This is a genomic window from Psychrobacter sp. PG1, from assembly GCF_014897815.1.
GTDB lineage: Bacteria > Pseudomonadota > Gammaproteobacteria > Pseudomonadales > Moraxellaceae > Psychrobacter.
In genome coordinates this window covers 24867-46118 of the sequence record NZ_JABUZG010000048.1, presented here as the reverse complement: position 1 = coordinate 46118, position 21252 = coordinate 24867, and the positions used below count along the sequence as shown (strand labels likewise).

Here is a 21252-nt window from a genome sequence, read left to right as displayed (position 1 = left end):
AACTCCTGAGTTAGACGACTTATGACCCCAAGTATTTTTGCGCGCCAGCCGTTAGCACTTCGTAAGACTGCCATTGTATTAATAGCAGCTCTAATATTGATGTGGTTCGATAGCAAAAATTCAGAATGGTTTAATCCAGTACGTAGTACCAGTCATGCCGCGATGCAGCCTATTTATGAGCTATCACTGTTACCGAGTTATGCCAAGCATTGGGCAGGTGGCAGCTTACAGTCTAAAGAAGCGCTGCGCCGCGAAAACATGCAATTGAAGTCTCAGCTTATCCATGCGCAAGCCAAGTTGCAGCAGCAAGATTATATTTTGGCACAAAATGCGCGCCTGCAAGGTATTTTATCAACGACCAAGCCTGAACAATTTGATCTTAATTTGGCACAGGTAATCGGTACAGACACCAACTTACTCAGACAAATCGTGGTGCTCAATAAAGGCGTTCAAGACGGGGTTCAAGTTGGACAAACAGTGATTGATGAGGACGGTATTTTAGGGCAGATTATTAATGTCTATCCCAATACCAGTCGCCTACTATTGATTACTGATGAACAGCAATCGGTTGCAGTTACGGTTAAGCGCACAGGTCAACGCGCTATCGTGACAGGGCAAGGTATACCAACCTCATTAAGCCTTGACTATGTATTCAAAACCTCAGACGTGCGTGTGGGTGATGAGCTGGTGTCATCAGGATTGGGTGGGCGTATTCCAGCAGGGTATCGTGTCGGGCGTATCGCCCATATTAAAGATACTCAAGCCGATAACTTTAGAAGTATAGAAGTGACCCCAGCGGCGAACTTTATCGATAATGCATATGTATTAGTCCTGCAAGATAAGCTGGTGAATAAAAATAATATGACTCTCAATGACCGTTAAGAAGTTAGGCGCTCAATACGTAAGTACCAATAAGATAATGGCTGGCATCTATTTATTAACTGGTCTTTTTGTCGATACATTTTTAGCCATGGTTTTTATCCCATCAATGCCCACTCATGCTTTAACAGCAGCCATCAATACATTCGTTAAGGTAAGTACCCATGTCGTATCCTGATTCTGAGAATGCAACGGTACTACTGATTGCTACCATCATTCTAAGTTTTGTTATTGCGTCATCGCTTAATGTCTATCCGTTAAGTCCTAGTATGGCTACCTTACGCCCTATGGTCATGATCATGATGCTGATTTTTTGGTTGTTATTTCAGCCACGCTATGTTGGTATTTTTACAGCATTTACCATCGGTCTCATTGCTGACTTACTCATGGATACCCATTTGGGACAGCAAGCCTTTGCCGCCGTGGCAGTCGCCTTCTTCATAAAAATAACCAGTATTTATATTAGGCAACTAAATACCATCAGTGCATGGTTATTAGCGAGCTTAGGATTGTTTGTTTTTCAATTATGTTTATGGATATTGCAGATGTTTATCCAGAATGTCTTTGTCGCACAATCTGCCTTATCACTGTTGATGAGTATCATCAGCTGGCCATTGGTACTACTGGCTTTGCGTAAATTCGCGTCATAAGAAAAATTCTGCTGATAACCAATAAGATTATAGCGCTGGTGTTTATTAATCATGACTAACTAATATTAATGCACTAACAGGCAGCAATTTTCGGTAGTAGGCAGATAAATTCAGATATAAAGAGAGTAGCGATGGATATTATTTTAGCTTCTGGTTCGCCGCGCCGTCGTGAGCTGTTAGAAAGAGCACAACTAGAATTTAGCACATTGAGTGTAGATGTCGATGAAACACAGCATGATGAGGAGTCACCCACAGACTATATCGAGCGCATGGTCGCCACTAAAGCTGAGTCTGCCATACAGCAACTAGTATCACGCTTGAAAACGGATAAAAACTGTTTTTCTGACTCACTTATCATTTTAACGTCTGATACCATCGGTGTGCTGGCAGATGGTCAAACAGTGCTGGTCAAGCCAGTCGATCGTGAGCACGCTTATAGCATGTGGCAACAGATGTCTGATAATGTCCATGAAGTATGGACAGCAGTTCAAGCAACGCATGTATCATTATCTTCTAAAGCGGCTAACAGCTCAACTCATGAGCCAGTATTTCAAATCATTAATCAGCAACGAATCACTGAGCGTACCGAAGTGACCTTTATAGCGCTCACTGCGGATATGATGAGTAACTATTGGGAAAGTGGTGAGCCTGCTGATAAAGCGGGTGGTTATGGTATACAAGGTTTGGGTGCTATTTGGGTCAGCCGTATCAATGGTAGCTATACCAATGTCGTGGGTTTACCACTTCCACAAACGCTGGCGTTAATTAAAAACGTCACAGATATTAGTATCAAGTAAAATGCGAGACAGAACCTCATAGAGATTATTGGTCTCTCAGAGATTGGTTGTCACTCCAACCTGCTGCACATAATAACACGCGAGAGTAATGGGCGAGAGCCAGCAGCATTTGTTACACTATAAAGATAATAGACGATGAACGTCTAACAAGAAAGCTGAGAGATAAGAGAAAAACATTATGTCCGAAGAGCTGCTGATTAATATTAGTCCAATGGAATCCCGTGTCGCAGTCTTAGACAATGGCATCTTGGGCGAAATTTATATTGAACGTCATCATAAATTGGGTCTGGTCGGCAATATCTATCTGGGTACAGTCGTACGCGTTTTACCTGGTATGCAGGCAGCATTCGTTGATATCGGGCAGTCGCGGACAGCATTTTTACATGTCAATGATATGCAGCGTGAGCCGCGCCCAGTAGCAGAAAATAAAAGTAAAGCGGCTGACAATAGCGATAAAAACTCGGATAGCAATATAGAAGATGCTGTGGTAGAAAATAGTACTAATAACTTGGCTGTCACGCCACCGGTGATTAGTATACAAAATACCGAAGTCATCCCTGTGTCTAAAACGTTGATTCAACATCGCTTGCATGAAAGCCAACGTATTTTAGTGCAAGTGACCAAAGATCAGTTGGGCAGTAAAGGCGCTCGCTTGACCACCAATATATCCTTGCCATCTCGCTATTTGGTGTATCTGCCCTCAAGCGAACACATTGGTATCTCTCAGCGCATTGATGGCGAAGAAGAGCGCACTCGTCTGAAGACTGAGCTTAGTAGCCTGATGCAAACGGTCAATTTAAAAGGCGGTCTCATCGCTCGTACCGCTGCTGAACGTGTCCCTGTCGATAAGCTTGAAGAAGACATTTATTATCTATTGCAGCTGTGGCGTACCATCTGCGCGCGTCGCCAAGAGATGAAACAACATCAAAGTTCTGAGCTTATTTATCAAGAGCTATCATTACCGCTGCGCTCTATCCGTGATTTGGTTCACGCGGATACCGAGAAAGTCATCATTGATAATGCACAAATTTATGAACAAGTCAGATCCTTTGCCAAAGAGTTTGTGCCTTTTGTCTATGACCGCATTGTCCATTATACCGCTGAGCCATCCTTGTTTGATGTCCATCGCGTCGAAGATGATTTGCGTGATGCTTTAAAACGCCGCGTAGATTTAAAATCAGGTGGCTATCTCATTATCGACCAAACAGAAGCGATGACCACGATCGATGTCAATACTGGATCATTCGTAGGCGGGCGTTCGTTAGAAGATACGGTTTATAAAACCAATCTTGAGGCAACTCATGCGATAGCCCGTCAGCTGCGTTTGCGTAATCTAGGCGGTATTATCATCCTAGACTTTATTGACATGCTTGAACAGCAGCATAAAGATGATGTGTTAGAGAGCCTGCAATCACAGCTAGTACAAGACTATGCCAAAACTAAGATTACTCAGGTCAGTGAGCTTGGGTTAGTAGAGATGACGCGTAAACGTACGCGTGAGTCGCTCGGACAGCAGCTATGTGAGCCGTGCTCGACCTGTCAAGGACGCGGCTTTGTTAAAACGGCTGAGACAGTGTGCTTTGAGATATTCCGTGAAATCATGCGTTGTGCTCGTACTTATAACTCTCCCAAGAAATTTACGGTCGTTGCCCATGCTGCAGTCATTGATTTACTTCTCACTTCAGAGTCAGACACGGTGGCAGATTTAGAGTATTTACTTGGTAGAGTGATTACCTTTGATGTCGAAAATCTCTATACTCAAGAGCAATATGACATTGTTTTGGATTGATGTTTCATAGCTTTAGATTAACAGTGCATAGTTATCGATTCATATAAGCGTGATTATTAAGCACAGATACGGTTGTTTACATATTACTGTTTATAAAGGGTAATATCATAAGTCGCTACAGATATTATCCTTGCAATGACTGAAATACTATGTATAATATACACCACTGAATTATATATGCGCCGCCAATCAAACAGCGGGCGCTATGACAGCTAGAGCATCGTTTCTAGCACTATTTCATTATGCCTTTGCTGACATCCTATAATGGAAGGGTCGGCGGGGCTTTAAACTATTTTGCTTTTGGCACGCTACAAGTTCGGATAAAGAACTCATTCTGGTTAAGAACAGAAGGCCGCTTTAAGTGAATATTTAACCAAACGGCTTTTGATCATATCTTTGCAAAGCAAAAATGACAAAAGCACATATTAGGAGCTTGCTGGCATGGCTAACCAGAGAATCCGTATCCGTCTTAAGTCTTTTGATCATCGTCTGATTGATCAATCTGCACAAGAGATTGTTGATACTGCAAAGCGCACCGGTGCGCAAGTTTGTGGTCCTGTACCGTTGCCGACTCGCATTGAGCGCTTCAACGTTCTAACTTCACCACACGTAAACAAAGACGCTCGTGATCAGTACGAAATCCGTACTCATAAGCGTATGGTTGACATCGTTCAACCTACCGACAAAACTGTGGATGCGCTAATGAAGCTTGACTTGGCGGCGGGTGTTGACGTTCAAATTGCTTTGGGTTAATGCACATAAACACCCAACCCATTAATATAAGATATAAAGAGGTCTAAAATGGCGATCGGTTTAGTCGGTAAAAAATGCGGCATGACCCGTGTCTTCACTGAAGCAGGCGCATCTATCCCTGTAACAGTGGTTGAGATCAGTGCTAATCGCATTACTCAAGTAAAAAATACTGATGTAGATGGCTATCAAGCCATCCAAGTTACCACAGGTACCCGTCGTGACAGCCGCGTAGCAGCAGCTCAAAAAGGTCACTTCGCTAAAGCTGGCGTTGCCGCTGGTCGTGGTGTTTGGGAATTTCGTGCCAATGATAGCGATCTTGAAGGTCGTGAAATTGGTGGTGAGATCCTAGCTGACTTGTTCGAACAAGGTCAGATGGTTGATGTCACAGGTAACAGTAAAGGTAAAGGCTTTCAAGGCGGCGTGAAGCGTCACAACTTCAGCATGCAAGATGCCACTCATGGTAACTCAGTATCTCACCGTGCCATTGGTTCAACTGGTCAAAACCAGTCACCAGGTAAAGTCTTCAAAGGCAAAAAAATGCCAGGTCAGATGGGTAACAAACGCGTTACCGTTCAGGGCCTAGAAGTGATATCGGTTGATGTTGAAAAAGGGTTACTTGTCATCAAGGGTGCTATCCCAGGTGCCACCGGTGGCGATGTCATCGTACGTCCGTCAGTCAAAGCCTAAGCAAGGGGATTAACGTGGATTTAAAAACAGTTACAGGGGCGGCAGTTGAGCTTTCTGATACGGCTTTCGGTCGTGAATTCAACGAAGCACTAGTGCATCAAGTCGTCACCGCATATCTTGCTGGTGCTCGTCAAGGTACACGCGCTCAAAAAACCCGTGCCGAAGTTTCTGGTGGTGGCATTAAGCCATGGCGCCAAAAAGGTACTGGTCGCGCTCGTGCAGGTTCTATTCGTAGCCCAATCTGGCGTGGGGGCGGTCGTGCATTCGCGGCTAAACCACAAGATTGGTCACAGAAAGTTAACCGTAAAATGTATCGCGGTGCTATGCAGTGTATCTTAGCCGAATTGATTCGCCAAGAGCGTTTGATTTTGGTCGAAGAGCTAAGCGTTTCTGGACCTAAGACTAAAGAGTTGATTGCAAAGTTAGGTGAGTTAAATGCATCACGTGCATTAATCGTCACTAAAGAAGTTGACGAAAACTTATACTTAGCTGCTCGCAACATCCCACATGTCAATGTACTTGATACAAGTGAAGTGGATCCAGTGAGCTTGATCGCTTTTGATAAAGTGATCATGACAGTCGAAGCTGCGAAACAATTTGAGGAAGCACTAGCATGAATAACGCAAGACTTTATCAGATCCTAAGAGGACCTGTATTCTCAGAGAAATCTCAAATGCTTGGCGACTCACTTGGTGTGCAGGTATTTAAAATTGACTCTAACGCTACTAAGCTTGAAGTCAAAAAAGCGGTTGAGATGATGTTTGAAGGTGTTGAAGTTTTAAAAGTAAACACGTTGAATGTTAAAGGTAAGACAAAGCGTTTTGGTAAAAGTATCGGCCGTCGTAATGACTACAAAAAAGCCTACGTTACCTTAAAAGCTGGTCAAGATGTACAAATGGCTGATGCTGGTGAAGAGGTCGCGAATACGACTGCTTCTACTAGTGAAACAGCGAACAACGAATAAGGATTACACTCATGCCTATCGTAAAAGCAAAGCCAACATCACCAGGCCGTCGTTTTGTTGAAAAAGTGGTGCATCCACACCTTTATAAAGGTCGTCCGTTTGCAGCGCTTCTCGAATCAAAAAGTAAAACTGGTGGTCGTAACAATAATGGTCGCATAACGACTCGTCATATTGGCGGTGGTCATAAGCAGCATTATCGTATTATCGATTTCAAACGTACTAAAGACAATATCCCAGCCACGGTAGAGCGTATTGAATACGATCCTAACCGTACTGCGCACATTGCTTTACTTAAGTACGCTGATGGCGAACGTCGCTATATCATTGCTGCTAAAAAACAAGTAGTTGGCGATACAGTAATGTCAGGTGAGCTATCACCAATTCGTCCAGGTAACTGTTTACCGCTGAAAAACATCCCATTGGGTACTGTGATCCATAATATCGAACTTAAAATCGGTAAAGGCGCACAGATGGCTCGTTCTGCGGGTGCCAGCGTTCAGTTGTTAGGTCGTGAAGGTATTTATGCTATTCTACGTATGCGCTCTGGCGAAACACGCCGTGTACACGTGAACTGCCGTGCCGTTATTGGTGAAGTTTCTAACACTGAAAACAACTTGAAATCACTTGGTAAAGCCGGTGCTTCACGTTGGCGTGGTGTTCGTCCTTCTGTTCGTGGTGTTGCTATGAACCCGGTTGATCACCCACATGGTGGTGGTGAAGGTCGTAATAAAGGTCGCCATCCAACCAGCCCTTGGGGTCAGAAGTCTAAAGGACTTAAAACGCGTAGTAATAAGCGTACTGACAATATGATCATCCGCCGTCGCGCCAAGAAGAAATAAAGGAAGAATTTCATGCCTCGTTCATTGAAAAAAGGTCCATTCATAGACGCGCATTTGTTTGCCAAAGTTGAGAATGCATTAGACACCAACTCACGCAAGCCAATTAAGACTTGGTCGCGCCGCTCGATGATCCTACCACAAATGGTTGGCTTAACCTTGTCTGTTCACAATGGCCGTACTCATGTACCGGTTATCGTGAGTGAACAGATGGTTGGTCATAAACTAGGTGAATTTGCCCCGACTCGTACGTATCGTGGTCATGGCATTGACAAAAAAGCTAAGAGATAAGGTGCTTACCATGGAAGTAACTGCAAAATTACGCGGTGCCGCCATATCGGCACAAAAAGTTAGACTCGTTGCCGATGAAGTTCGTGGCAAATCTATCGAGCGTGCTTTGGATATCCTAACGTATAGTAATAAAAAAGGCGCTGTATTTGTTAAGAAATGTCTTAACTCAGCCATCGCCAATGCCGAACATAACAACGGTCTAGATATTGATACCCTTAAAGTATCAACCATCTACGTTGATGAAGGCATTACGCTAAAACGTATCCTACCACGTGCTAAAGGTCGCGCTGATCGTATCAGTAAGCGTACCTGTCACATCACTATAAAGGTAGGAGAATAAGTTATGGGTCAAAAAGTACATCCAATCGGAATTCGTCTTGGTGTTGTAAAGAAGCATAACGCAAACTGGTATGCTAACCCTAAACAATACTCAGAATACCTAATCAATGACATTCAAGTTCGTGAATATCTGCGCAAAAAGCTTGATAGTGCTATGATTAGCAAAATCATGATTGAGCGTCCTACAGGTGCTGCTAAGATTACCATCGCCACTGCGCGTCCTGGTATTGTTATCGGTAAGAAAGGCGAAGACATTGAAAGACTTCAAAAAGAATTGACCAAAATTATGGGCGTACCTGCTCAGGTCAACATTGAAGAAATCACCTCGCCTGATCTTGATGCTCATTTAGTAGCGGAAGGTATCGCAAGTCAGCTTGAGCGTCGTGTTATGTTCCGCCGTGCTATGAAGCGCGCCGTACAGAACAGCATGCGTTCTGGTGCTAAAGGTATTAAAGTTGAGTTGTCTGGCCGTCTTGGCGGTGCTGAGATTGCTCGTACTGAATGGTACCGTGAAGGTCGTGTGCCATTGCATACACTACGCGCTGATATCGACTATTCGTCAGTACGTGCGGAAACTACTTACGGCACCATCGGTGTAAAAGTTTGGATCTTCCGTGGCGAAATCCTTGACGGTATGAACAGTGTATACAATCCCGTTAAAGAAGAGCAGACTCGTGCGCCAAAACGCCGTGGTCGTGGAAACGGAAACCGTCGAAACACAGACAGAGGTTAAACTATGTTACAGCCAAAACGTACCAAGTTTCGTAAAATGCACAAAGGTCGTAACACTGGGCTAGCTCATCGTGGAAGCACCGTTGCATTCGGACAAATTGGTCTAAAATCGTTGACTCGTGGTCGTATGACTGCCCGTCAAATTGAAGCAGCACGTCGTACCATCACTCGTAAAATTAAGCGTGGTGGTAAGATTTGGATTCGTGTATTCCCAGACAAACCAATTACCAATAAACCACTAGAAGTACGTATGGGTAAAGGTAAAGGTCCTGTAGAATATTGGGTATGCGAAATCAAACCTGGTAAAGTGCTATATGAACTCGAAGGGGTTTCAGAAGAACTTGCTCGCGAAGCGTTCACGCTTGCTGCAGCAAAACTGCCCTTTAAAACTACCATTGTTAAGCGGACGATAATGTAATGAAGATCAGTGAATTACGTGATAAATCATTAGAAGAACTGACTCAGTTACTTGATGAAAAGCAACTTGATGCTTTCCGTATTCGTATGGCTAAAGCAACTGGTCAGTTGGGTAATACCCATGAAGTACGTGTTAATCGTCGTGCGATTGCTCAGCTTCAGACTTTGATTAACGAGAAACAACGAGGCGACTCATGAGCGATAACAATCAAACAGCTAATGCTAGCGTATTGACAGGACGAGTTGTCAGTGACAAGATGGACAAGTCCATCACAGTTTTGATTGAGCGTCTGGTTCGTCATCCTTTGTATGGCAAGCAGCTTCGTCGTTCTACAAAAATCAAAGCCCATGATGAGAATAACGTTTGCCAACAAGGTGACCTTGTCCGCATCAAAGAAACGCGTCCAATCTCTAAAACCAAGTCTTGGACTTTGGTTGAAGTGGTTGAAAAAGTAGAAAAAATCTAAGTAAATTGCATTAAAAGCCAGAAGCTGTTAAAATAGCCGCCTTTTTAAGGATGCTGATTGCGCCGAGCGTATATCACTCACATTAAGAGTAGCAGCGGTTATTATTATTAAAATGCCGACTACTCATACTGTGCTAGCGGCAGCAACTGGTTTTTATTGCTCATACGTGTGGAGTAACGCTATGATTCAGGTTGAATCGATGCTGGAAGTTGCAGATAATAGCGGTGCAAGACGAGTTCAGTGCATTAAAGTACTGGGTGGCTCTCATCGTCGTTATGCATCAGTTGGCGACATTATTAAAGTAACGGTTAAAGAAGCCATTCCTCGCGGTCGTGTTAAAAAAGGCGACGTGATGAATGCTGTAGTTGTACGTACCAAAAAAGGCGTTCGTCGTCCTGATGGTTCTGTTCTGCGTTTTGACGACAATGCTGCGGTATTGTTGAATCAAAATAAAGCACCGATTGCAACTCGTATTTTTGGACCGGTAACTCGTGAACTACGTGGTGATCAGTTTATGAAAATTGTATCACTAGCACCAGAAGTATTGTGAGGTAATCCATGTCAAAATTACGTAAAGGCGATACAGTTATCGTGATTGCTGGGAAAGACAAAGGCAAGCAAGGTACTGTACAAGCTGTAAAAAATGATCGTATTAAAGTTGAAGGCATTAATATTGTCACTAAACATCAGAAGCCAAATCAGGCAACTGGCGTTGAAGGTGGCATTCTTAAGAAAGAAGCTTTTCTACATATCTCAAATGTCGCAATATTAAATGCGCAAACCCAAAAAGCTGATCGTATTACTTATCAGTTCGGCGAAGACGGCAAGAAACAACGCGTCTATCGTTCGAACGGTGAAGTAGTGGCGACTGCGTAAGACACTAAGGGTGTAATGGTAATGGCAAGATTAAAATCTTTATATAACGAAGAATTAAAGCAGCAAATCAAAGAAGAGCTTGGTTTGGCTAATGTGATGCAAGTGCCTAAAATCACTAAAATCACACTTAACATGGGTGTAGGCGGCGCGTCTCAAGACAAGAAATTGCTTGAAGGTGCAGTAGCTGACATGACCGCTATCGCTGGTCAAAAACCTGTCGTCACCAAAGCGCGTAAATCAGTTGCTGGCTTTAAAATTCGTGAAGAATGGCCAATTGGCTGCAAAGTAACGCTACGCGGTGAGCAAATGTACGAATTTTTAGATCGTCTCATTGCCATTGCAATTCCTCGTATTCGTGATTTCCGCGGTTTTTCACCTAAAGCCTTTGACGGACGTGGTAACTACTCATTGGGTATCAAAGAACAGATCGTATTCCCAGAAGTAGATTTTGACAAGATTGATCGTATCCGCGGTATGGATGTGACAATCACCACGTCAGCTCAATCTGATGAAGAAGGTCGCGCGTTGCTTAAAGCATTCGGCTTCCCATTTAAATAAGGTAAAGACGTTATGGCAAAGAAGAGCATGATTAACCGCGAATTAAAGCGCGAAAAAATGGTTGCTAAGTACGCTGATAAGCGTATCAAGCTAAAAGAAACTATCAGTGATATGACTGCAAGTGACGAAACTCGTATGGAAGCGATGCTAGAGCTACAAGCTCTTCCACGCAATTCATCGCCAGTACGTCTGCGCAATCGTTGTGCTATCACCGGTCGTCCTCACGGTTACTTCCGCAAGTTTGGCTTATCACGCAATATGCTGCGTGAGCGTGTCATGCAAGGCGATGTGCCTGGTGTTCGTAAAGCAAGCTGGTAAGGGGTAACTATATGAGTATGCAAGATACCGTTGGGGATATGCTAACCCGTATTCGTAACGCACAAATGGCTAACAAAGTATCGGTAGCAATGCCGAGCTCTAAATTACGTAAATCAATTGCTGATTTGCTAGTTAGCGAAGGTTATGTGGCGAGCGCTGTTGTTACTGAAGAAGCAAACAATAAAGCAACCCTATCTATCGAATTGAAATACTTCGAAGGCCGCGCTGTCATCGAAACGATTCAACGTTTTAGCCGTCCTGGTTTACGCCAGTTCCGCGGTAAAGACGCTATCCCTACTGTTAAGCAAGGTATGGGTGTTGCTATCGTATCAACTAGCCAAGGCATCATGAGTGATCGTGCTGCACGCGCTGCTGGTATCGGTGGTGAAATCGTCGCATTTGTAGCGTAAGCTACACGACGATAAAGTCTATTTGATAATTGTTAGACTTCTATTGATTGAGTAATAATTAATTATTTCAAATTGATAGGTGTCTAACGCAGTCAACTATGCTAAACTAACACGCTTTTTAGCCTGTTAGTTTTTTCGCTAATATAAAGAAGTTAATTTTTTAAGGAATATTCCTATGTCTCGTGTGGCTAAAGCCCCAGTGACACTGCCAAACGGCGTAAGTGTTACTTTGAACGATCGGCAGGTCGAAGTGAAAGGCAAGAACGGCATTTTGTCTTTACGCCTGCATGAATTGGTCGAGCTGAAACAGGAAGATGATGCGATCATTTTCTCACCTACAGTCGATTCAAAAGAAGCTATGATGCACACTGGCACCATGCGCGCTCTTGTTAACAACTATGTTAAAGGCGTGAACGAAGGCTTTGAAAAGCGTCTTCAGTTAATTGGTGTTGGTTATCGCGCACAAGTTGCTGGTAACAAGGTAACTTTGAACGTTGGTTACTCTCATCCAGTAGAATATACGTTGCCTGAAGGTGTGTCAGCTGAAACCCCAACGCAAACTGAAATTGTTTTGAAATCAAACAATAAACAGCAGCTTGGTCAAGCAGCGGCTAATATCCGCGGTTTCCGCCCACCTGAGCCTTATAAAGGTAAAGGTATTCGTTATAGTGACGAGCATGTGATTCGCAAAGAAGCCAAGAAAAAATAAGGTGAGTTGAAATGTTTGATAAAAAAGCAGCTCGTCTGCGTCGAGCTAAGAAAACCCGCGCGCATATCCGTTTCTTAGGCGTTCATCGCTTAACGGTTACTCGCACGCCAAAACATATTTATGCCCAGATTATCTCTCCTACCGGTGGTGAAGTGATTGCTCAGGCATCTACCTTAGACGGCAGCTTGCGCTCAGGCGCGACTGGCAATGCTGATGCAGCAACGTCTGTGGGCCAAATGATCGCAGAACGCGCAAAAGCAGCTGGTATCACTAAAGTTGCCTTTGACCGTAGTGGTTTTAAATATCATGGTCGAGTTAAAGCTTTAGCAGAAGCAGCTCGCGAAAACGGATTGGAGTTTTAATCATGGCTAGAAATGATAAAAATGATAAAAATGAACAGACTGACGGTCTAGTAGAACGCTTAGTTACCGTTGATCGCGTTGCAAAAGTTGTTAAAGGTGGTCGTATTTTCTCTTTCACTGCATTGACTGTAGTGGGCGATGGCAATGGTCGTGTTGGTTTTGGTCGCGGTAAAGCACGTGAAGTGCCAGCTGCTATCCAAAAAGCACTAGAAGCTGCCAAACGTAATATGATTACTGTTGAGCTTAATGATGCAACTTTGTATCATCCGATCAAAGCACGTCATGGTGCTAGTAAAGTTTATATGCAGCCTGCGTCTGAAGGTACTGGCGTAATCGCTGGTGGCGCAATGCGTGCTGTATTAGAAGTTGCTGGTGTCAAAGATGTTTTGACTAAATGTTATGGTTCTACCAATACTGCTAACGTTGTTCGCGCAACGTTTAACGGTTTACGTGATATGTCAACTCCAGAGAAGATGGCAGCAAAACGTGGTAAATCTGTAGACGAAATCTTGGGTTAACTTAGACTAGGTGAGTTACGATGAAAAAAATGAAAGTCACTCAATTTAAATCGGGTGCCCATCGCCTAAAGAGCCACAAAGCGAGCTTGAAAGGATTGGGTTTACGCCGTATTAATCATACTGTTGAAGTAGAAGATACACCTTCAACACGTGGTATGGTCAATCGCGTTAACTACATGGTAAAAGTGGAGGAAGCGTAATGGGTCTTAGATTAAATGAATTATCACCAGGTGTTGGCGCAAAGAAAACTGCCCAACGTCGTGGTCGTGGTATCGGTTCAGGTCTTGGTAAGACTGGTGGTCGTGGTGTAAAGGGTCAGAAATCTCGTTCAGGTTCTAGCATACGCTCAGGATTTGAAGGTGGTCAAATGCCTTTATATCGTCGTCTACCGAAATTTGGTTTTACCAGCAAAATGGCAATGAAGACGGCTGAAGTACGTCTTTCTGAACTAAATAAAATTGATGGCGATGTGGTTAGCCTTGAAACACTTAAAGCTGCTAACCTAATCCGTCACGACATGAAGCGTGCCCGTATTATGTTGTCAGGCGAAGTCACTAAGGCTTATACCTTTAAAGGTATCAAAGTGACTAAAGGCGCTAAGCTAGCAATCGAAGCTGCTGGTGGTAGCATCGAGGAGTAGTAACGTGTCAAAACAATCAATGTCATCGACTGGTATACCGCTCAATCCATTTGCATTCATACGCAAGTATGATGAATTATGGACGCGTTTATTATTCTTAATCGGCGCATTGGTTGTTTATCGTTTAGGGTCACATATTCCAGTACCGGGTATCAATCCGGTCAACTTGGCTGATCTGTTTTCGCGCAACGAAAACACCATTTTGAGTATGTTTAACATGTTCTCAGGTGGTGCACTAGAGCGTATGTCCATTATGGCGCTCGGTATTATGCCGTATATTTCAGCATCGATTATTGTACAAATGATGTCTGCAGTATTGCCATCGCTTGAAGCCCTCAAAAAAGAAGGCGAAGCGGGACGACGTAAGTTGAACAAGTATACCCGTCAAGGAACACTTGCTTTAGCCCTAGTACAGTCATTAGGAATGTGTGCTGGCTTAATCAGTCAAAATCTTACTTTATCTTCTGGTCTGACCTTTTATATTCCAGCGGTTACCTCATTGGTAGCGGGTGCTATGTTCTTGATGTGGCTTGGTGAGCAGATTACAGAGCGCGGCGTAGGTAATGGTATTTCAATGCTCATTTTTGCGAGTATTGTGGCTGGTACGCCAGGTATGATTTCGCAGTCTATTGAACAGGTCAATCAAGGGCAGATGAACTTGATTGTACTGTTTATTTTTGTGCTACTAGGCATCGCGGTTACTGCTGGTATCGTTTATATTGAACGTGCTCAGCGCCGTGTTCCAGTGAACTATGCACAGAAGCAGCAACAAGGTCGCAAAATATATGCTCAGCAGCAGTCACATTTGCCGCTGAAGCTTAATATGGCAGGGGTTATCCCAGCCATTTTTGCTAGCTCGTTGTTGTTGTTTCCAGCAAGTTTAGGGCAGTGGGTCGGTCAATCAACTGATCCTACCCTTACACAAAAGATACTACAGAATATGGCATTGGTGTTGTCTCCAGGACAGCCGCTATATTTGGTTCTGTTTGGCGCGATGATTATTTTCTTCTGTTACTTCTATACGGCATTGGTATTTAGTCCACGTGAAGTAGCTGAAAACCTTAAACGTAGTGGTGCGTATATCCCAGGTATTCGCCCCGGACAACAAACTCAGCGTTACCTAGATCATGTATTAAACCGACTGACCTTTATTGGCGCGATGTATATGACGGTTATTTGTTTAATGCCAATGGTCGTCCAGTCATCGTTTGGTGTACCGTTTCAACTCGGTGGTACGTCTTTACTGATTATGGTGGTTGTGGTAATGGACTTCATTTCGCAAATCCAAGCGCATTTGATGACCCATCAATATCATGATCAGACGTTAATTCAATCGCCCACTCAACCTTAAATGAGCGGTACGATATCTCAAAGGAGCATGCTATGAAAGTTCAAGCATCAGTTAAAAAGATTTGTGGTAGCTGTAAAGTTGTGCGCCGTAAAGGCCGTGTACATATCATCTGTACAGCAGAACCTCGCCACAAGCAACGTCAAGGTTAATATTTAGTATTATAAAGTCTTAGACTTTTGTTACTATCTCAATTAATACTTGAAAAATGACGGCGGATGGGATATCATCCGCCACTTGCCGTAGTTTATGCAAAAACTTTTATAAGACCGTCAATGAATAGGCTTGTAACCAAGTCAAAGCAGCGATAATAATTATAAAAGCTTTAGTATTGACAGCAACAAATCTGAAAAATAATGCCTTATTGATAAATAACGCTTATTTTTCTTTAATGGAGAGAAATCAATGGCTCGTATTGCCGGCGTAAACATTCCGGATAATAAGCATGCTGTTATTTCACTAACTTACATCTTTGGTGTAGGTCGTACCACTGCTCAGAAAATCTTAGAAGCAGTTGGCATTGCCCCTACTACTAAAGTTAGTCAGTTAGATGATACACAGTTAGATGCTATCCGTGCACAAGTTGCAAATTACATGACTGAAGGTGATCTTCGTCGTGAAGTGTCAATGAATATCAAGCGTTTAGTTGATCTTGGTTGTTACCGTGGCATCCGTCATCGTCGTAACCTACCAGTTAGAGGTCAGAATACTAAGAACAACGCTCGTACTCGTAAGGGTCCGACACGCCCTCTCAAAAGATAATTAACTTAGGAAGCTAAAAGATGGCTAAAGACACTCGTAGTCGCAAGAAAGTGACTCGTCGTTCAGTATCGGAGGGCATTGCCCATATCCATGCGTCTTTTAATAACACCATTGTTACGATTACCGATCGTCAAGGTAATGCACTGGCTTGGGCCACTTCAGGTGGACAAGGCTTCCGTGGTTCACGTAAATCTACACCATTTGCAGCTCAGGTTGCAGCTGAGGTCGCTGGTAAAGCGGCTCAAGAATATGGTGTTAAGAATATCGACGTTTTGGTCAAAGGACCAGGACCGGGTCGTGAGTCTGCGGTAAGAGCACTAGGTGCATTGGGTTATAAAGTTAACAGCATCTCTGATGTAACCCCAATCCCACACAATGGTTGCCGTGCGCCGAAAAAGCGCCGCGTCTAATATTAAAGACGAAGCTTTTTATCCCAAAAGCTTATAGGAGACATAACAATGGCCCGCTATATTGGACCAAAACTCAAATTATCACGTCGTGAAGGCACGGACTTAGGTCTTAAGTCTGGCGTTAAACCATACGACGTAAAAACGAAAAAAGCTGGTCGTCCACCAGGTCAACACGGTGTAAGCCGTAACAAGACCTCAGAATATGCTTTACAGCTGCGTGAAAAGCAGAAAGTTAAGCGTATCTATGGTGTATTAGAGCGTCAGTTTGCTAATTACTATAAAGAAGCTGCTCGTAAGCGCGGTGCTACTGGTGAAAACCTGTTAGCCATGCTTGAGAGCCGTCTAGATAACGTTGTTTATCGCATGGGCTTTGGCTCAACTCGCGCCGAAGCACGTCAGCTAGTCAGTCATCGTACTGTGATGGTAAAAAAAGCTGGCCGTGATGAGTTTGTTCGTGTGAACATTCCATCAATTCAGTTGCAAGATGGTGATGTCATCGCTATCCAAGAGAAGTCTCGCGAGCAATTACGTATTAAAAACGCAATTGAGCTGGCTACCCAACGTGGTATTCCAGAATGGCTAGATGTTGACCACAGCAAATTACAAGGCACCTTCAAACAAGCGCCTGATCGTATTGATCTACCTGCTGAAATCAACGAAAGCTTGATCGTTGAGCTATACTCTAAGTAATGACGTACTGCTCGATGTCGTGAAAACGGCATTGAGCAATCAACGTTAATTAAACCAGTTTAATAAATCGAGGTGACATCATGATGCTAAATGCAACTGAGTTTCTAACGCCGAATGCCATTAATGTGGATACGGTTAATGAAACGATTGCGAAAGTCACGCTCGAACCGTTAGAACGCGGCTTTGGGCATACCCTTGGTAATGCCTTACGTCGCATCTTGTTATCTTCATTACCTGGTGCTGCAGTCATTGAGGCTGAGATTGATGGTGTTGACCATGAATACTCAACGCTTGAAGGGCTACAAGAAGATGTACTTGACTTGCTTTTGAACCTAAAAGGCTTGGCCATTACGCTTCATGACCAAAATGAAGTATTTTTGACCTTGGATAAACAAGGTCCAGGCACTATTACTGCTGCAGACATCGCGTTACCGCATAATGTAGACATCGTCAATCCAGAATTGGTGTTGGGTACATTGAGTGATCGTGGTCATCTTAAGATGCGTTTGCGTGTAGTAATGGGTCGTGGATATGAGCCAGCAAACCAGCGCCGTGAAGATGGTGATACTAAAGCAATCGGACGTTTAAAGCTTGATGCAAGTTTTAGTCCTGTGCTTCGTGTTGCTTATCAGGTTGAGAACGCTCGTGTAGAGCAGCGTACTGATCTTGATCGTCTTATCATTGAGCTTGAAACTAATGGCACTATAGATCCAGAAGAAGCAATTCGTAAAGCAGCCACTATTTTACAACAACAGATTTCTATCTTTGTTGACCTAGAAGCTGAAGAAGCGCCTGAGCCTGTGAAAGAGAAAGAAGAGGTTGATCCGGTGCTATTACGCCCTGTGGACGATCTTGAACTAACGGTTCGCTCAGCCAACTGCTTGAAAGCTGAAAACATTTACTATATCGGTGATTTGGTACAACGTTCAGAGACTGAACTTCTAAAAACCCCAAATCTTGGTAAGAAATCATTAACGGAAATCAAAGACGTACTAGCGTCTAAAGATTTAGAGCTCGGTATGCGCCTAGATAACTGGCCACCAGCTGACCTTCGTGTTGATGATCGCTTTTCTTATCGTAGCCGTTAAACTTTAAGGATTTTTGACTATGCGCCATCGTAAGAGTGGAGTCAAGCTGGGTCGTACCGGCAGTCATCGTAAGGCAATGTTTCAGAACATGACTAACTCATTATTTGAGCATGAACTGATCAAAACAACTTTACCAAAAGCAAAAGAGTTACGTCGCGTTGCCGAGCCATTAATCACTATGGCTAAAGAAGACAGCGTTGCTAACCGTCGTTTGGCATTTAGCCGTATGCGTAGCAAAGCTATGGTAGGTAAACTATTTGGCACGTTAGGTCCTCGTTACCAGACCCGTCCAGGTGGATATTTGCGTATCGTAAAATGTGGTTACCGTGATGGTGACAATGCGCCAATGGCATATGTAGAATTGGTTGATCGCGACTAATTTTATAATAAGCAAAAGATGTATATAAAAAAGCTCCAATTCAATTGGAGCTTTTTTTTGTGTCTGATGCTTTAATTTATTACCGTAGTAGTGAATCTACATCCGCGGCACCTTGCCTGATAATTTCAGGCTGGCTACCAGTCATATCAACGATAGTAGTGAGCTTAGTGGTTTTTATACCTGCATTTATTAAACCGTCGATTTGATTGCCTAATAAATCCTCAATCTCAAAGGGATCATCTAGTATGTCATCACGGTTAGGTAGTATTAATGAGCTTGTCAAGATAGGTTCATCCATGGCTTCTAAAAGCGCTTGCGCAATGGGGTTGCTAGGTACTCGAATACCGATGGTTTTTTTCTTCGCGTGTGCCAATTTTTTTGGTACGTCTTTTGTAGCATTGAGGATAAAGGTGATGGGCGCAGGAGTAAGCGCTTTGAGCTGTTTAAATTGTATATTGTCCACTGCAGCATAGTTGGCAATTTCGCTTAAGTCACGGCACAGTAAGGTAAACTGGTGTTTATCATCAAGTTCACGAATTTGTTTAAGCTTATCGAGTGCATCCTTTGCCCCTAAGCGACAACCAAAAGCATAGCTGGTATCGGTAGGGTAGATAATGAGCTGGTCTTTACGTAACAAATCCGCCACTTGCTCAATCAGACGTGGCTGTGGATTTTCTGGATGAATATAAAATACTTGCATAGCAGTTCCTTATTTTATAATTATGGGTTGTTGAATATGAGGTTTTTAACTAAGTAGGACATTTATGGCGCGTACGCTTCTTTCACTAAGTTTACTAAAAAAGCATCATTGCCTTCTTAGTATAGCGCAAAGCCAATATAAGTTTGATTGCAAGCCGTTACTATGCGTAGACAATCGTTAACGCAAAAATGCCACACTTCTAAGCTGATATGCCGCTGTTACTCTAGATCAGCTATAGAGACACTGAGTAAAGCGTGTAATAAAGTCTTAGCATCAGGTGGCAATATATTGGGCTTAGCGATGTATTGTTGCACTTGTCGGTAGACGTCGTTTGCGAATGTACTATTGCTCGTATCAAAGTCAGCAAACAGGTTGTCTTGTGAGACTTGAAACTGCCGTTCACAAGCGAGAGTAAATAAACACTCTAATGCTTGAGGCTTAATCTCTACACGTTCAAATGCTTGCTGCTGAGCGGCAGTACGCCCATCTGGTGCGTACCAGTAGCCAAAGTCAGGCAAACGTCTACGAGCCTCTCCAGCCACACACCAATGGCTCATTTCATGCAACGCACTAGCAAAAAATCCATGAGCGAATGCAATTTTTGCGGGTTCGTTATTTTGTGCCGGAAAGTACTCTGGTTCTCCTTGTCCACGAACCAATGTCACATTTTGATGAGCGAATAAATTATTGAATAATTGGATGAGCCAATCAGTAGCCGCTTGCTCGTATTTATTAACCAATGATGGAGTGCCATCTAAGCCTTTGATAGTAGCTAACCTTTCTAACCTTTGCCATTCACTTTTTACATCCTCTAAGCACTGATTGTTTTTAAGGTTCCACGAGTCAGTGGAAGAGGCATTCACATTACTGGTTAACGTAGTGAGACGTTGCAATAGTATCTTTGCTTCAAGTGGAGAAAGTAGGTTCGAGAAGTCAGGTTTATCATTAAACACATTCATAGGTAAAGCACTGGTCAAATAAAAGATAAAAAGAAGAACTATCTTTGAATATAAATAGGAGAAATAAAGAGATAAAAATAGAGCTTATATCAAATAAATTTAACATACTAGCGCTAGCGTCGCTCAATGCTTTCCGTTAGTATGGCAGGCAATATTATACACCGTTTTGATGAATGAGGTCGCGCATGTCAAGCACTCCAGAAAGTAAACCGTCAGCAGGTTATGCTGATAATAAAAAAGCGCCTTTATCTACTAGTATGCCTGAATCTATTTCTTTGGATAAATGGGCAGATACTGGATATGAATGGACAGGAGAGGTAGAGCCAAGCGCTTTCAAACGTCTTGCTGCTACCTTAGCCACCGAACATGAACAAGCAAATATCTCGCTTAATGCCAATCTGTATCGACGCAATAATGTCTTACATTTGGCATTCACACTGACGGGTGAAGTTTGGTTAACCTGTCAGCGTTGCCTACAGCCAGTAGCTATCGATTTGTCTGATGATTATAATATTGCGCTACTAGAAGATGAGAGCCAAGCACGTTCAATCAATGATGAACAAGATTATTTATTACTTGATGAAATTATTACTGAGCCTGCACCAGAGCTTTTATTGCCATTCAAAAAATTGGTAGAAGATGAGATATTACTGAAGACGCCAATGTCGCCAAAACATGACGACTGTGAAATGACGGTAGAGCAATTTGGTGAGATTCCAGAAGAGGAAGAAAGCGAAAATCCTTTTGCTGCTTTAGCCTCTCTAAAAGGCAAGTTGTAATCTTATTAAGAGACAAGTCATATATAAATGTACTACTTAATAAATTTATGATACCTTTCATCAGCTTTCTACCAAAGAGTGAGAAGCAGGGCTTTATTAATCCGCTAAACATGCGTATAATGTCCCGTTTATTGCATTCTAGCAA

35 protein-coding genes are annotated in these 21252 nt (G+C 43.1%); 33 read left to right on the top strand and 2 right to left on the bottom strand.

Going from position 1 to position 21252, the window contains the following annotated elements; all coding sequences use genetic code 11:
* Positions 1–21: 21 nt before the first annotated feature.
* The 32 genes from mreC (at position 22) to rplQ (ending at position 18669) form a co-directional block, all read left to right on the top strand.
* Entirely contained in the window at positions 22–882 is an 861-nt protein-coding gene (mreC, locus tag INT03_RS04680) for a rod shape-determining protein MreC (RefSeq protein ID WP_087814671.1), read from the top strand.
* 161 nt (positions 883–1043) lie between these two features.
* Complete coding sequence (mreD, locus tag INT03_RS04675) at positions 1044–1529, top strand: rod shape-determining protein MreD (protein WP_193007812.1); 486 nt, start codon at positions 1044–1046, stop codon at positions 1527–1529.
* A gap of 131 nt (positions 1530–1660) precedes the next feature.
* A complete protein-coding gene (locus INT03_RS04670) occupies positions 1661–2326 on the top strand; it encodes a Maf family protein (RefSeq protein WP_193007811.1) in 666 nt (221 codons plus the stop codon).
* Positions 2327–2504: 178 nt separating this feature from the next.
* A complete protein-coding gene (locus INT03_RS04665) occupies positions 2505–4115 on the top strand; it encodes an Rne/Rng family ribonuclease (RefSeq protein ID WP_060490531.1) in 1611 nt (536 codons plus the stop codon).
* Between the two features lie 441 nt (positions 4116–4556).
* Positions 4557–4868: a 30S ribosomal protein S10 gene (rpsJ, locus tag INT03_RS04660; protein WP_010196670.1), complete on the top strand. Its 312-nt coding sequence runs from the start codon at positions 4557–4559 to the stop codon at positions 4866–4868.
* Positions 4869–4916: 48 nt separating this feature from the next.
* A complete protein-coding gene (rplC, locus tag INT03_RS04655) occupies positions 4917–5555 on the top strand; it encodes a 50S ribosomal protein L3 (protein ID WP_055125271.1) in 639 nt (212 codons plus the stop codon).
* A gap of 14 nt (positions 5556–5569) precedes the next feature.
* Positions 5570–6172: a 50S ribosomal protein L4 gene (rplD, locus tag INT03_RS04650; protein ID WP_045446611.1), complete on the top strand. Its 603-nt coding sequence runs from the start codon at positions 5570–5572 to the stop codon at positions 6170–6172.
* A complete protein-coding gene (gene rplW / locus INT03_RS04645; protein ID WP_010196677.1) occupies positions 6169–6519 on the top strand; it encodes a 50S ribosomal protein L23 in 351 nt (116 codons plus the stop codon). Before rplD ends, rplW begins: the two co-directional genes overlap by 4 nt.
* A gap of 11 nt (positions 6520–6530) precedes the next feature.
* Complete coding sequence (gene rplB, locus INT03_RS04640; RefSeq protein WP_193007810.1) at positions 6531–7358, top strand: 50S ribosomal protein L2; 828 nt, start codon at positions 6531–6533, stop codon at positions 7356–7358.
* Positions 7359–7370: 12 nt separating this feature from the next.
* On the top strand, positions 7371–7646 hold the full coding sequence (gene rpsS, locus INT03_RS04635) for a 30S ribosomal protein S19 (protein WP_010196682.1): 276 nt from the start codon (positions 7371–7373) through the stop codon (positions 7644–7646).
* A gap of 10 nt (positions 7647–7656) precedes the next feature.
* Positions 7657–7986 carry a 50S ribosomal protein L22 gene (gene rplV / locus INT03_RS04630; protein WP_045446615.1) on the top strand — a complete coding sequence of 110 codons (330 nt, stop codon included), beginning with the start codon at positions 7657–7659 and terminating at the stop codon, positions 7984–7986.
* A gap of 3 nt (positions 7987–7989) precedes the next feature.
* Complete coding sequence (gene rpsC, locus INT03_RS04625) at positions 7990–8718, top strand: 30S ribosomal protein S3 (RefSeq protein WP_045446618.1); 729 nt, start codon at positions 7990–7992, stop codon at positions 8716–8718.
* Positions 8719–8721: 3 nt separating this feature from the next.
* A complete protein-coding gene (gene rplP / locus INT03_RS04620) occupies positions 8722–9135 on the top strand; it encodes a 50S ribosomal protein L16 (protein ID WP_055125273.1) in 414 nt (137 codons plus the stop codon).
* Positions 9135–9332 carry a 50S ribosomal protein L29 gene (rpmC, locus tag INT03_RS04615; protein ID WP_011279794.1) on the top strand — a complete coding sequence of 66 codons (198 nt, stop codon included), beginning with the start codon at positions 9135–9137 and terminating at the stop codon, positions 9330–9332. Before rplP ends, rpmC begins: the two co-directional genes overlap by 1 nt.
* Positions 9329–9601, top strand: coding sequence for a 30S ribosomal protein S17 (gene rpsQ / locus INT03_RS04610; RefSeq protein WP_045446623.1), 273 nt, complete (start codon positions 9329–9331; stop codon positions 9599–9601). Before rpmC ends, rpsQ begins: the two co-directional genes overlap by 4 nt.
* Before the next feature lie 181 nt (positions 9602–9782).
* Entirely contained in the window at positions 9783–10151 is a 369-nt protein-coding gene (gene rplN / locus INT03_RS04605; protein ID WP_010196702.1) for a 50S ribosomal protein L14, read from the top strand.
* Positions 10152–10159: 8 nt separating this feature from the next.
* Positions 10160–10477: a 50S ribosomal protein L24 gene (rplX, locus tag INT03_RS04600; protein ID WP_045446626.1), complete on the top strand. Its 318-nt coding sequence runs from the start codon at positions 10160–10162 to the stop codon at positions 10475–10477.
* Between the two features lie 21 nt (positions 10478–10498).
* Positions 10499–11035, top strand: coding sequence for a 50S ribosomal protein L5 (gene rplE, locus INT03_RS04595; RefSeq protein WP_011512858.1), 537 nt, complete (start codon positions 10499–10501; stop codon positions 11033–11035).
* 12 nt (positions 11036–11047) lie between these two features.
* Positions 11048–11353 carry a 30S ribosomal protein S14 gene (gene rpsN / locus INT03_RS04590; protein ID WP_021813378.1) on the top strand — a complete coding sequence of 102 codons (306 nt, stop codon included), beginning with the start codon at positions 11048–11050 and terminating at the stop codon, positions 11351–11353.
* 11 nt (positions 11354–11364) lie between these two features.
* Entirely contained in the window at positions 11365–11763 is a 399-nt protein-coding gene (gene rpsH, locus INT03_RS04585) for a 30S ribosomal protein S8 (RefSeq protein ID WP_045446631.1), read from the top strand.
* Positions 11764–11938: 175 nt separating this feature from the next.
* On the top strand, positions 11939–12472 hold the full coding sequence (rplF, locus tag INT03_RS04580; protein ID WP_045446634.1) for a 50S ribosomal protein L6: 534 nt from the start codon (positions 11939–11941) through the stop codon (positions 12470–12472).
* Positions 12473–12483: 11 nt separating this feature from the next.
* On the top strand, positions 12484–12834 hold the full coding sequence (rplR, locus tag INT03_RS04575) for a 50S ribosomal protein L18 (protein WP_021813381.1): 351 nt from the start codon (positions 12484–12486) through the stop codon (positions 12832–12834).
* 2 nt (positions 12835–12836) lie between these two features.
* Positions 12837–13352 carry a 30S ribosomal protein S5 gene (gene rpsE, locus INT03_RS04570; protein WP_010196711.1) on the top strand — a complete coding sequence of 172 codons (516 nt, stop codon included), beginning with the start codon at positions 12837–12839 and terminating at the stop codon, positions 13350–13352.
* A gap of 20 nt (positions 13353–13372) precedes the next feature.
* Positions 13373–13552, top strand: coding sequence for a 50S ribosomal protein L30 (gene rpmD, locus INT03_RS04565; RefSeq protein ID WP_010196714.1), 180 nt, complete (start codon positions 13373–13375; stop codon positions 13550–13552).
* On the top strand, positions 13552–13992 hold the full coding sequence (rplO, locus tag INT03_RS04560) for a 50S ribosomal protein L15 (RefSeq protein ID WP_045446637.1): 441 nt from the start codon (positions 13552–13554) through the stop codon (positions 13990–13992). Before rpmD ends, rplO begins: the two co-directional genes overlap by 1 nt.
* Positions 13993–14011: 19 nt before the next feature.
* Positions 14012–15343 (top strand): preprotein translocase subunit SecY, encoded by a 1332-nt coding sequence (secY, locus tag INT03_RS04555; RefSeq protein WP_173936727.1) that lies wholly within the window; start codon positions 14012–14014, stop codon positions 15341–15343.
* 32 nt (positions 15344–15375) lie between these two features.
* Entirely contained in the window at positions 15376–15492 is a 117-nt protein-coding gene (gene rpmJ, locus INT03_RS04550; RefSeq protein ID WP_010196721.1) for a 50S ribosomal protein L36, read from the top strand.
* Between the two features lie 253 nt (positions 15493–15745).
* Positions 15746–16102, top strand: coding sequence for a 30S ribosomal protein S13 (gene rpsM, locus INT03_RS04545; protein ID WP_021813384.1), 357 nt, complete (start codon positions 15746–15748; stop codon positions 16100–16102).
* A gap of 20 nt (positions 16103–16122) precedes the next feature.
* Positions 16123–16512 carry a 30S ribosomal protein S11 gene (gene rpsK / locus INT03_RS04540; protein WP_045454458.1) on the top strand — a complete coding sequence of 130 codons (390 nt, stop codon included), beginning with the start codon at positions 16123–16125 and terminating at the stop codon, positions 16510–16512.
* Between the two features lie 48 nt (positions 16513–16560).
* Entirely contained in the window at positions 16561–17202 is a 642-nt protein-coding gene (gene rpsD, locus INT03_RS04535; protein ID WP_010196731.1) for a 30S ribosomal protein S4, read from the top strand.
* Positions 17203–17282: 80 nt separating this feature from the next.
* A complete protein-coding gene (locus INT03_RS04530; protein WP_045446643.1) occupies positions 17283–18290 on the top strand; it encodes a DNA-directed RNA polymerase subunit alpha in 1008 nt (335 codons plus the stop codon).
* A gap of 19 nt (positions 18291–18309) precedes the next feature.
* The gene (rplQ, locus tag INT03_RS04525) at positions 18310–18669 is read left to right on the top strand and encodes a 50S ribosomal protein L17 (RefSeq protein WP_021813387.1); all 360 of its coding nucleotides are present in this window, start codon (positions 18310–18312) and stop codon (positions 18667–18669) included.
* A gap of 79 nt (positions 18670–18748) precedes the next feature.
* Here the strand turns inward: rplQ and INT03_RS04520 are convergent, their stop codons facing one another.
* Both INT03_RS04520 and INT03_RS04515 read right to left on the bottom strand, forming a co-directional pair.
* Positions 18749–19369, bottom strand: coding sequence for an L-threonylcarbamoyladenylate synthase (locus INT03_RS04520; protein WP_055125275.1), 621 nt, complete (start codon positions 19367–19369; stop codon positions 18749–18751).
* Between the two features lie 218 nt (positions 19370–19587).
* The gene (locus tag INT03_RS04515; RefSeq protein ID WP_193007809.1) at positions 19588–20328 is read right to left on the bottom strand and encodes an elongation factor P hydroxylase; all 741 of its coding nucleotides are present in this window, start codon (positions 20326–20328) and stop codon (positions 19588–19590) included.
* Positions 20329–20513: 185 nt separating this feature from the next.
* Here INT03_RS04515 and INT03_RS04510 point away from each other — a divergent pair, with 185 nt between their 5' ends.
* Positions 20514–21107 carry a YceD family protein gene (locus INT03_RS04510; protein ID WP_045446650.1) on the top strand — a complete coding sequence of 198 codons (594 nt, stop codon included), beginning with the start codon at positions 20514–20516 and terminating at the stop codon, positions 21105–21107.
* The last annotated feature ends 145 nt before the right edge of the window (positions 21108–21252 follow it).

Excerpts from the sequence above, each read along its gene's own strand:
- rpsD (WP_010196731.1), top strand. The coding sequence starts at position 16,561 with ATGGCCCGCTATATTGGACCAAAACTCAAATTATCACGTCGTGAAGGC.
- INT03_RS04515 (WP_193007809.1), bottom strand. The coding sequence starts at position 20,328 with ATGAATGTGTTTAATGATAAACCTGACTTCTCGAACCTACTTTCTCCA.
- rplV (WP_045446615.1), top strand. The coding sequence starts at position 7,657 with ATGGAAGTAACTGCAAAATTACGCGGTGCCGCCATATCGGCACAAAAA.
- rpsE (WP_010196711.1), top strand. The coding sequence starts at position 12,837 with ATGGCTAGAAATGATAAAAATGATAAAAATGAACAGACTGACGGTCTA.
- rplB (WP_193007810.1), top strand. The coding sequence starts at position 6,531 with ATGCCTATCGTAAAAGCAAAGCCAACATCACCAGGCCGTCGTTTTGTT.
- INT03_RS04530 (WP_045446643.1), top strand. The coding sequence starts at position 17,283 with ATGATGCTAAATGCAACTGAGTTTCTAACGCCGAATGCCATTAATGTG.
- rpsK (WP_045454458.1), top strand. The coding sequence starts at position 16,123 with ATGGCTAAAGACACTCGTAGTCGCAAGAAAGTGACTCGTCGTTCAGTA.
- rpsH (WP_045446631.1), top strand. The coding sequence starts at position 11,365 with ATGAGTATGCAAGATACCGTTGGGGATATGCTAACCCGTATTCGTAAC.
- rpsQ (WP_045446623.1), top strand. The coding sequence starts at position 9,329 with ATGAGCGATAACAATCAAACAGCTAATGCTAGCGTATTGACAGGACGA.
- mreD (WP_193007812.1), top strand. The coding sequence starts at position 1,044 with ATGTCGTATCCTGATTCTGAGAATGCAACGGTACTACTGATTGCTACC.
- rplF (WP_045446634.1), top strand. The coding sequence starts at position 11,939 with ATGTCTCGTGTGGCTAAAGCCCCAGTGACACTGCCAAACGGCGTAAGT.
- rpmC (WP_011279794.1), top strand. The coding sequence starts at position 9,135 with ATGAAGATCAGTGAATTACGTGATAAATCATTAGAAGAACTGACTCAG.
- rplE (WP_011512858.1), top strand. The coding sequence starts at position 10,499 with ATGGCAAGATTAAAATCTTTATATAACGAAGAATTAAAGCAGCAAATC.
- rplW (WP_010196677.1), top strand. The coding sequence starts at position 6,169 with ATGAATAACGCAAGACTTTATCAGATCCTAAGAGGACCTGTATTCTCA.
- INT03_RS04520 (WP_055125275.1), bottom strand. The coding sequence starts at position 19,369 with ATGCAAGTATTTTATATTCATCCAGAAAATCCACAGCCACGTCTGATT.
- rpsJ (WP_010196670.1), top strand. The coding sequence starts at position 4,557 with ATGGCTAACCAGAGAATCCGTATCCGTCTTAAGTCTTTTGATCATCGT.
- rpsS (WP_010196682.1), top strand. The coding sequence starts at position 7,371 with ATGCCTCGTTCATTGAAAAAAGGTCCATTCATAGACGCGCATTTGTTT.
- mreC (WP_087814671.1), top strand. The coding sequence starts at position 22 with ATGACCCCAAGTATTTTTGCGCGCCAGCCGTTAGCACTTCGTAAGACT.
- rplC (WP_055125271.1), top strand. The coding sequence starts at position 4,917 with ATGGCGATCGGTTTAGTCGGTAAAAAATGCGGCATGACCCGTGTCTTC.
- INT03_RS04670 (WP_193007811.1), top strand. The coding sequence starts at position 1,661 with ATGGATATTATTTTAGCTTCTGGTTCGCCGCGCCGTCGTGAGCTGTTA.
- rplQ (WP_021813387.1), top strand. The coding sequence starts at position 18,310 with ATGCGCCATCGTAAGAGTGGAGTCAAGCTGGGTCGTACCGGCAGTCAT.
- rpsC (WP_045446618.1), top strand. The coding sequence starts at position 7,990 with ATGGGTCAAAAAGTACATCCAATCGGAATTCGTCTTGGTGTTGTAAAG.
- rpmD (WP_010196714.1), top strand. The coding sequence starts at position 13,373 with ATGAAAAAAATGAAAGTCACTCAATTTAAATCGGGTGCCCATCGCCTA.
- rplR (WP_021813381.1), top strand. The coding sequence starts at position 12,484 with ATGTTTGATAAAAAAGCAGCTCGTCTGCGTCGAGCTAAGAAAACCCGC.
- secY (WP_173936727.1), top strand. The coding sequence starts at position 14,012 with ATGTCATCGACTGGTATACCGCTCAATCCATTTGCATTCATACGCAAG.
- rplN (WP_010196702.1), top strand. The coding sequence starts at position 9,783 with ATGATTCAGGTTGAATCGATGCTGGAAGTTGCAGATAATAGCGGTGCA.
- rplX (WP_045446626.1), top strand. The coding sequence starts at position 10,160 with ATGTCAAAATTACGTAAAGGCGATACAGTTATCGTGATTGCTGGGAAA.
- rpmJ (WP_010196721.1), top strand. The coding sequence starts at position 15,376 with ATGAAAGTTCAAGCATCAGTTAAAAAGATTTGTGGTAGCTGTAAAGTT.
- INT03_RS04665 (WP_060490531.1), top strand. The coding sequence starts at position 2,505 with ATGTCCGAAGAGCTGCTGATTAATATTAGTCCAATGGAATCCCGTGTC.
- rplO (WP_045446637.1), top strand. The coding sequence starts at position 13,552 with ATGGGTCTTAGATTAAATGAATTATCACCAGGTGTTGGCGCAAAGAAA.
- rpsM (WP_021813384.1), top strand. The coding sequence starts at position 15,746 with ATGGCTCGTATTGCCGGCGTAAACATTCCGGATAATAAGCATGCTGTT.
- rpsN (WP_021813378.1), top strand. The coding sequence starts at position 11,048 with ATGGCAAAGAAGAGCATGATTAACCGCGAATTAAAGCGCGAAAAAATG.
- rplP (WP_055125273.1), top strand. The coding sequence starts at position 8,722 with ATGTTACAGCCAAAACGTACCAAGTTTCGTAAAATGCACAAAGGTCGT.
- INT03_RS04510 (WP_045446650.1), top strand. The coding sequence starts at position 20,514 with ATGTCAAGCACTCCAGAAAGTAAACCGTCAGCAGGTTATGCTGATAAT.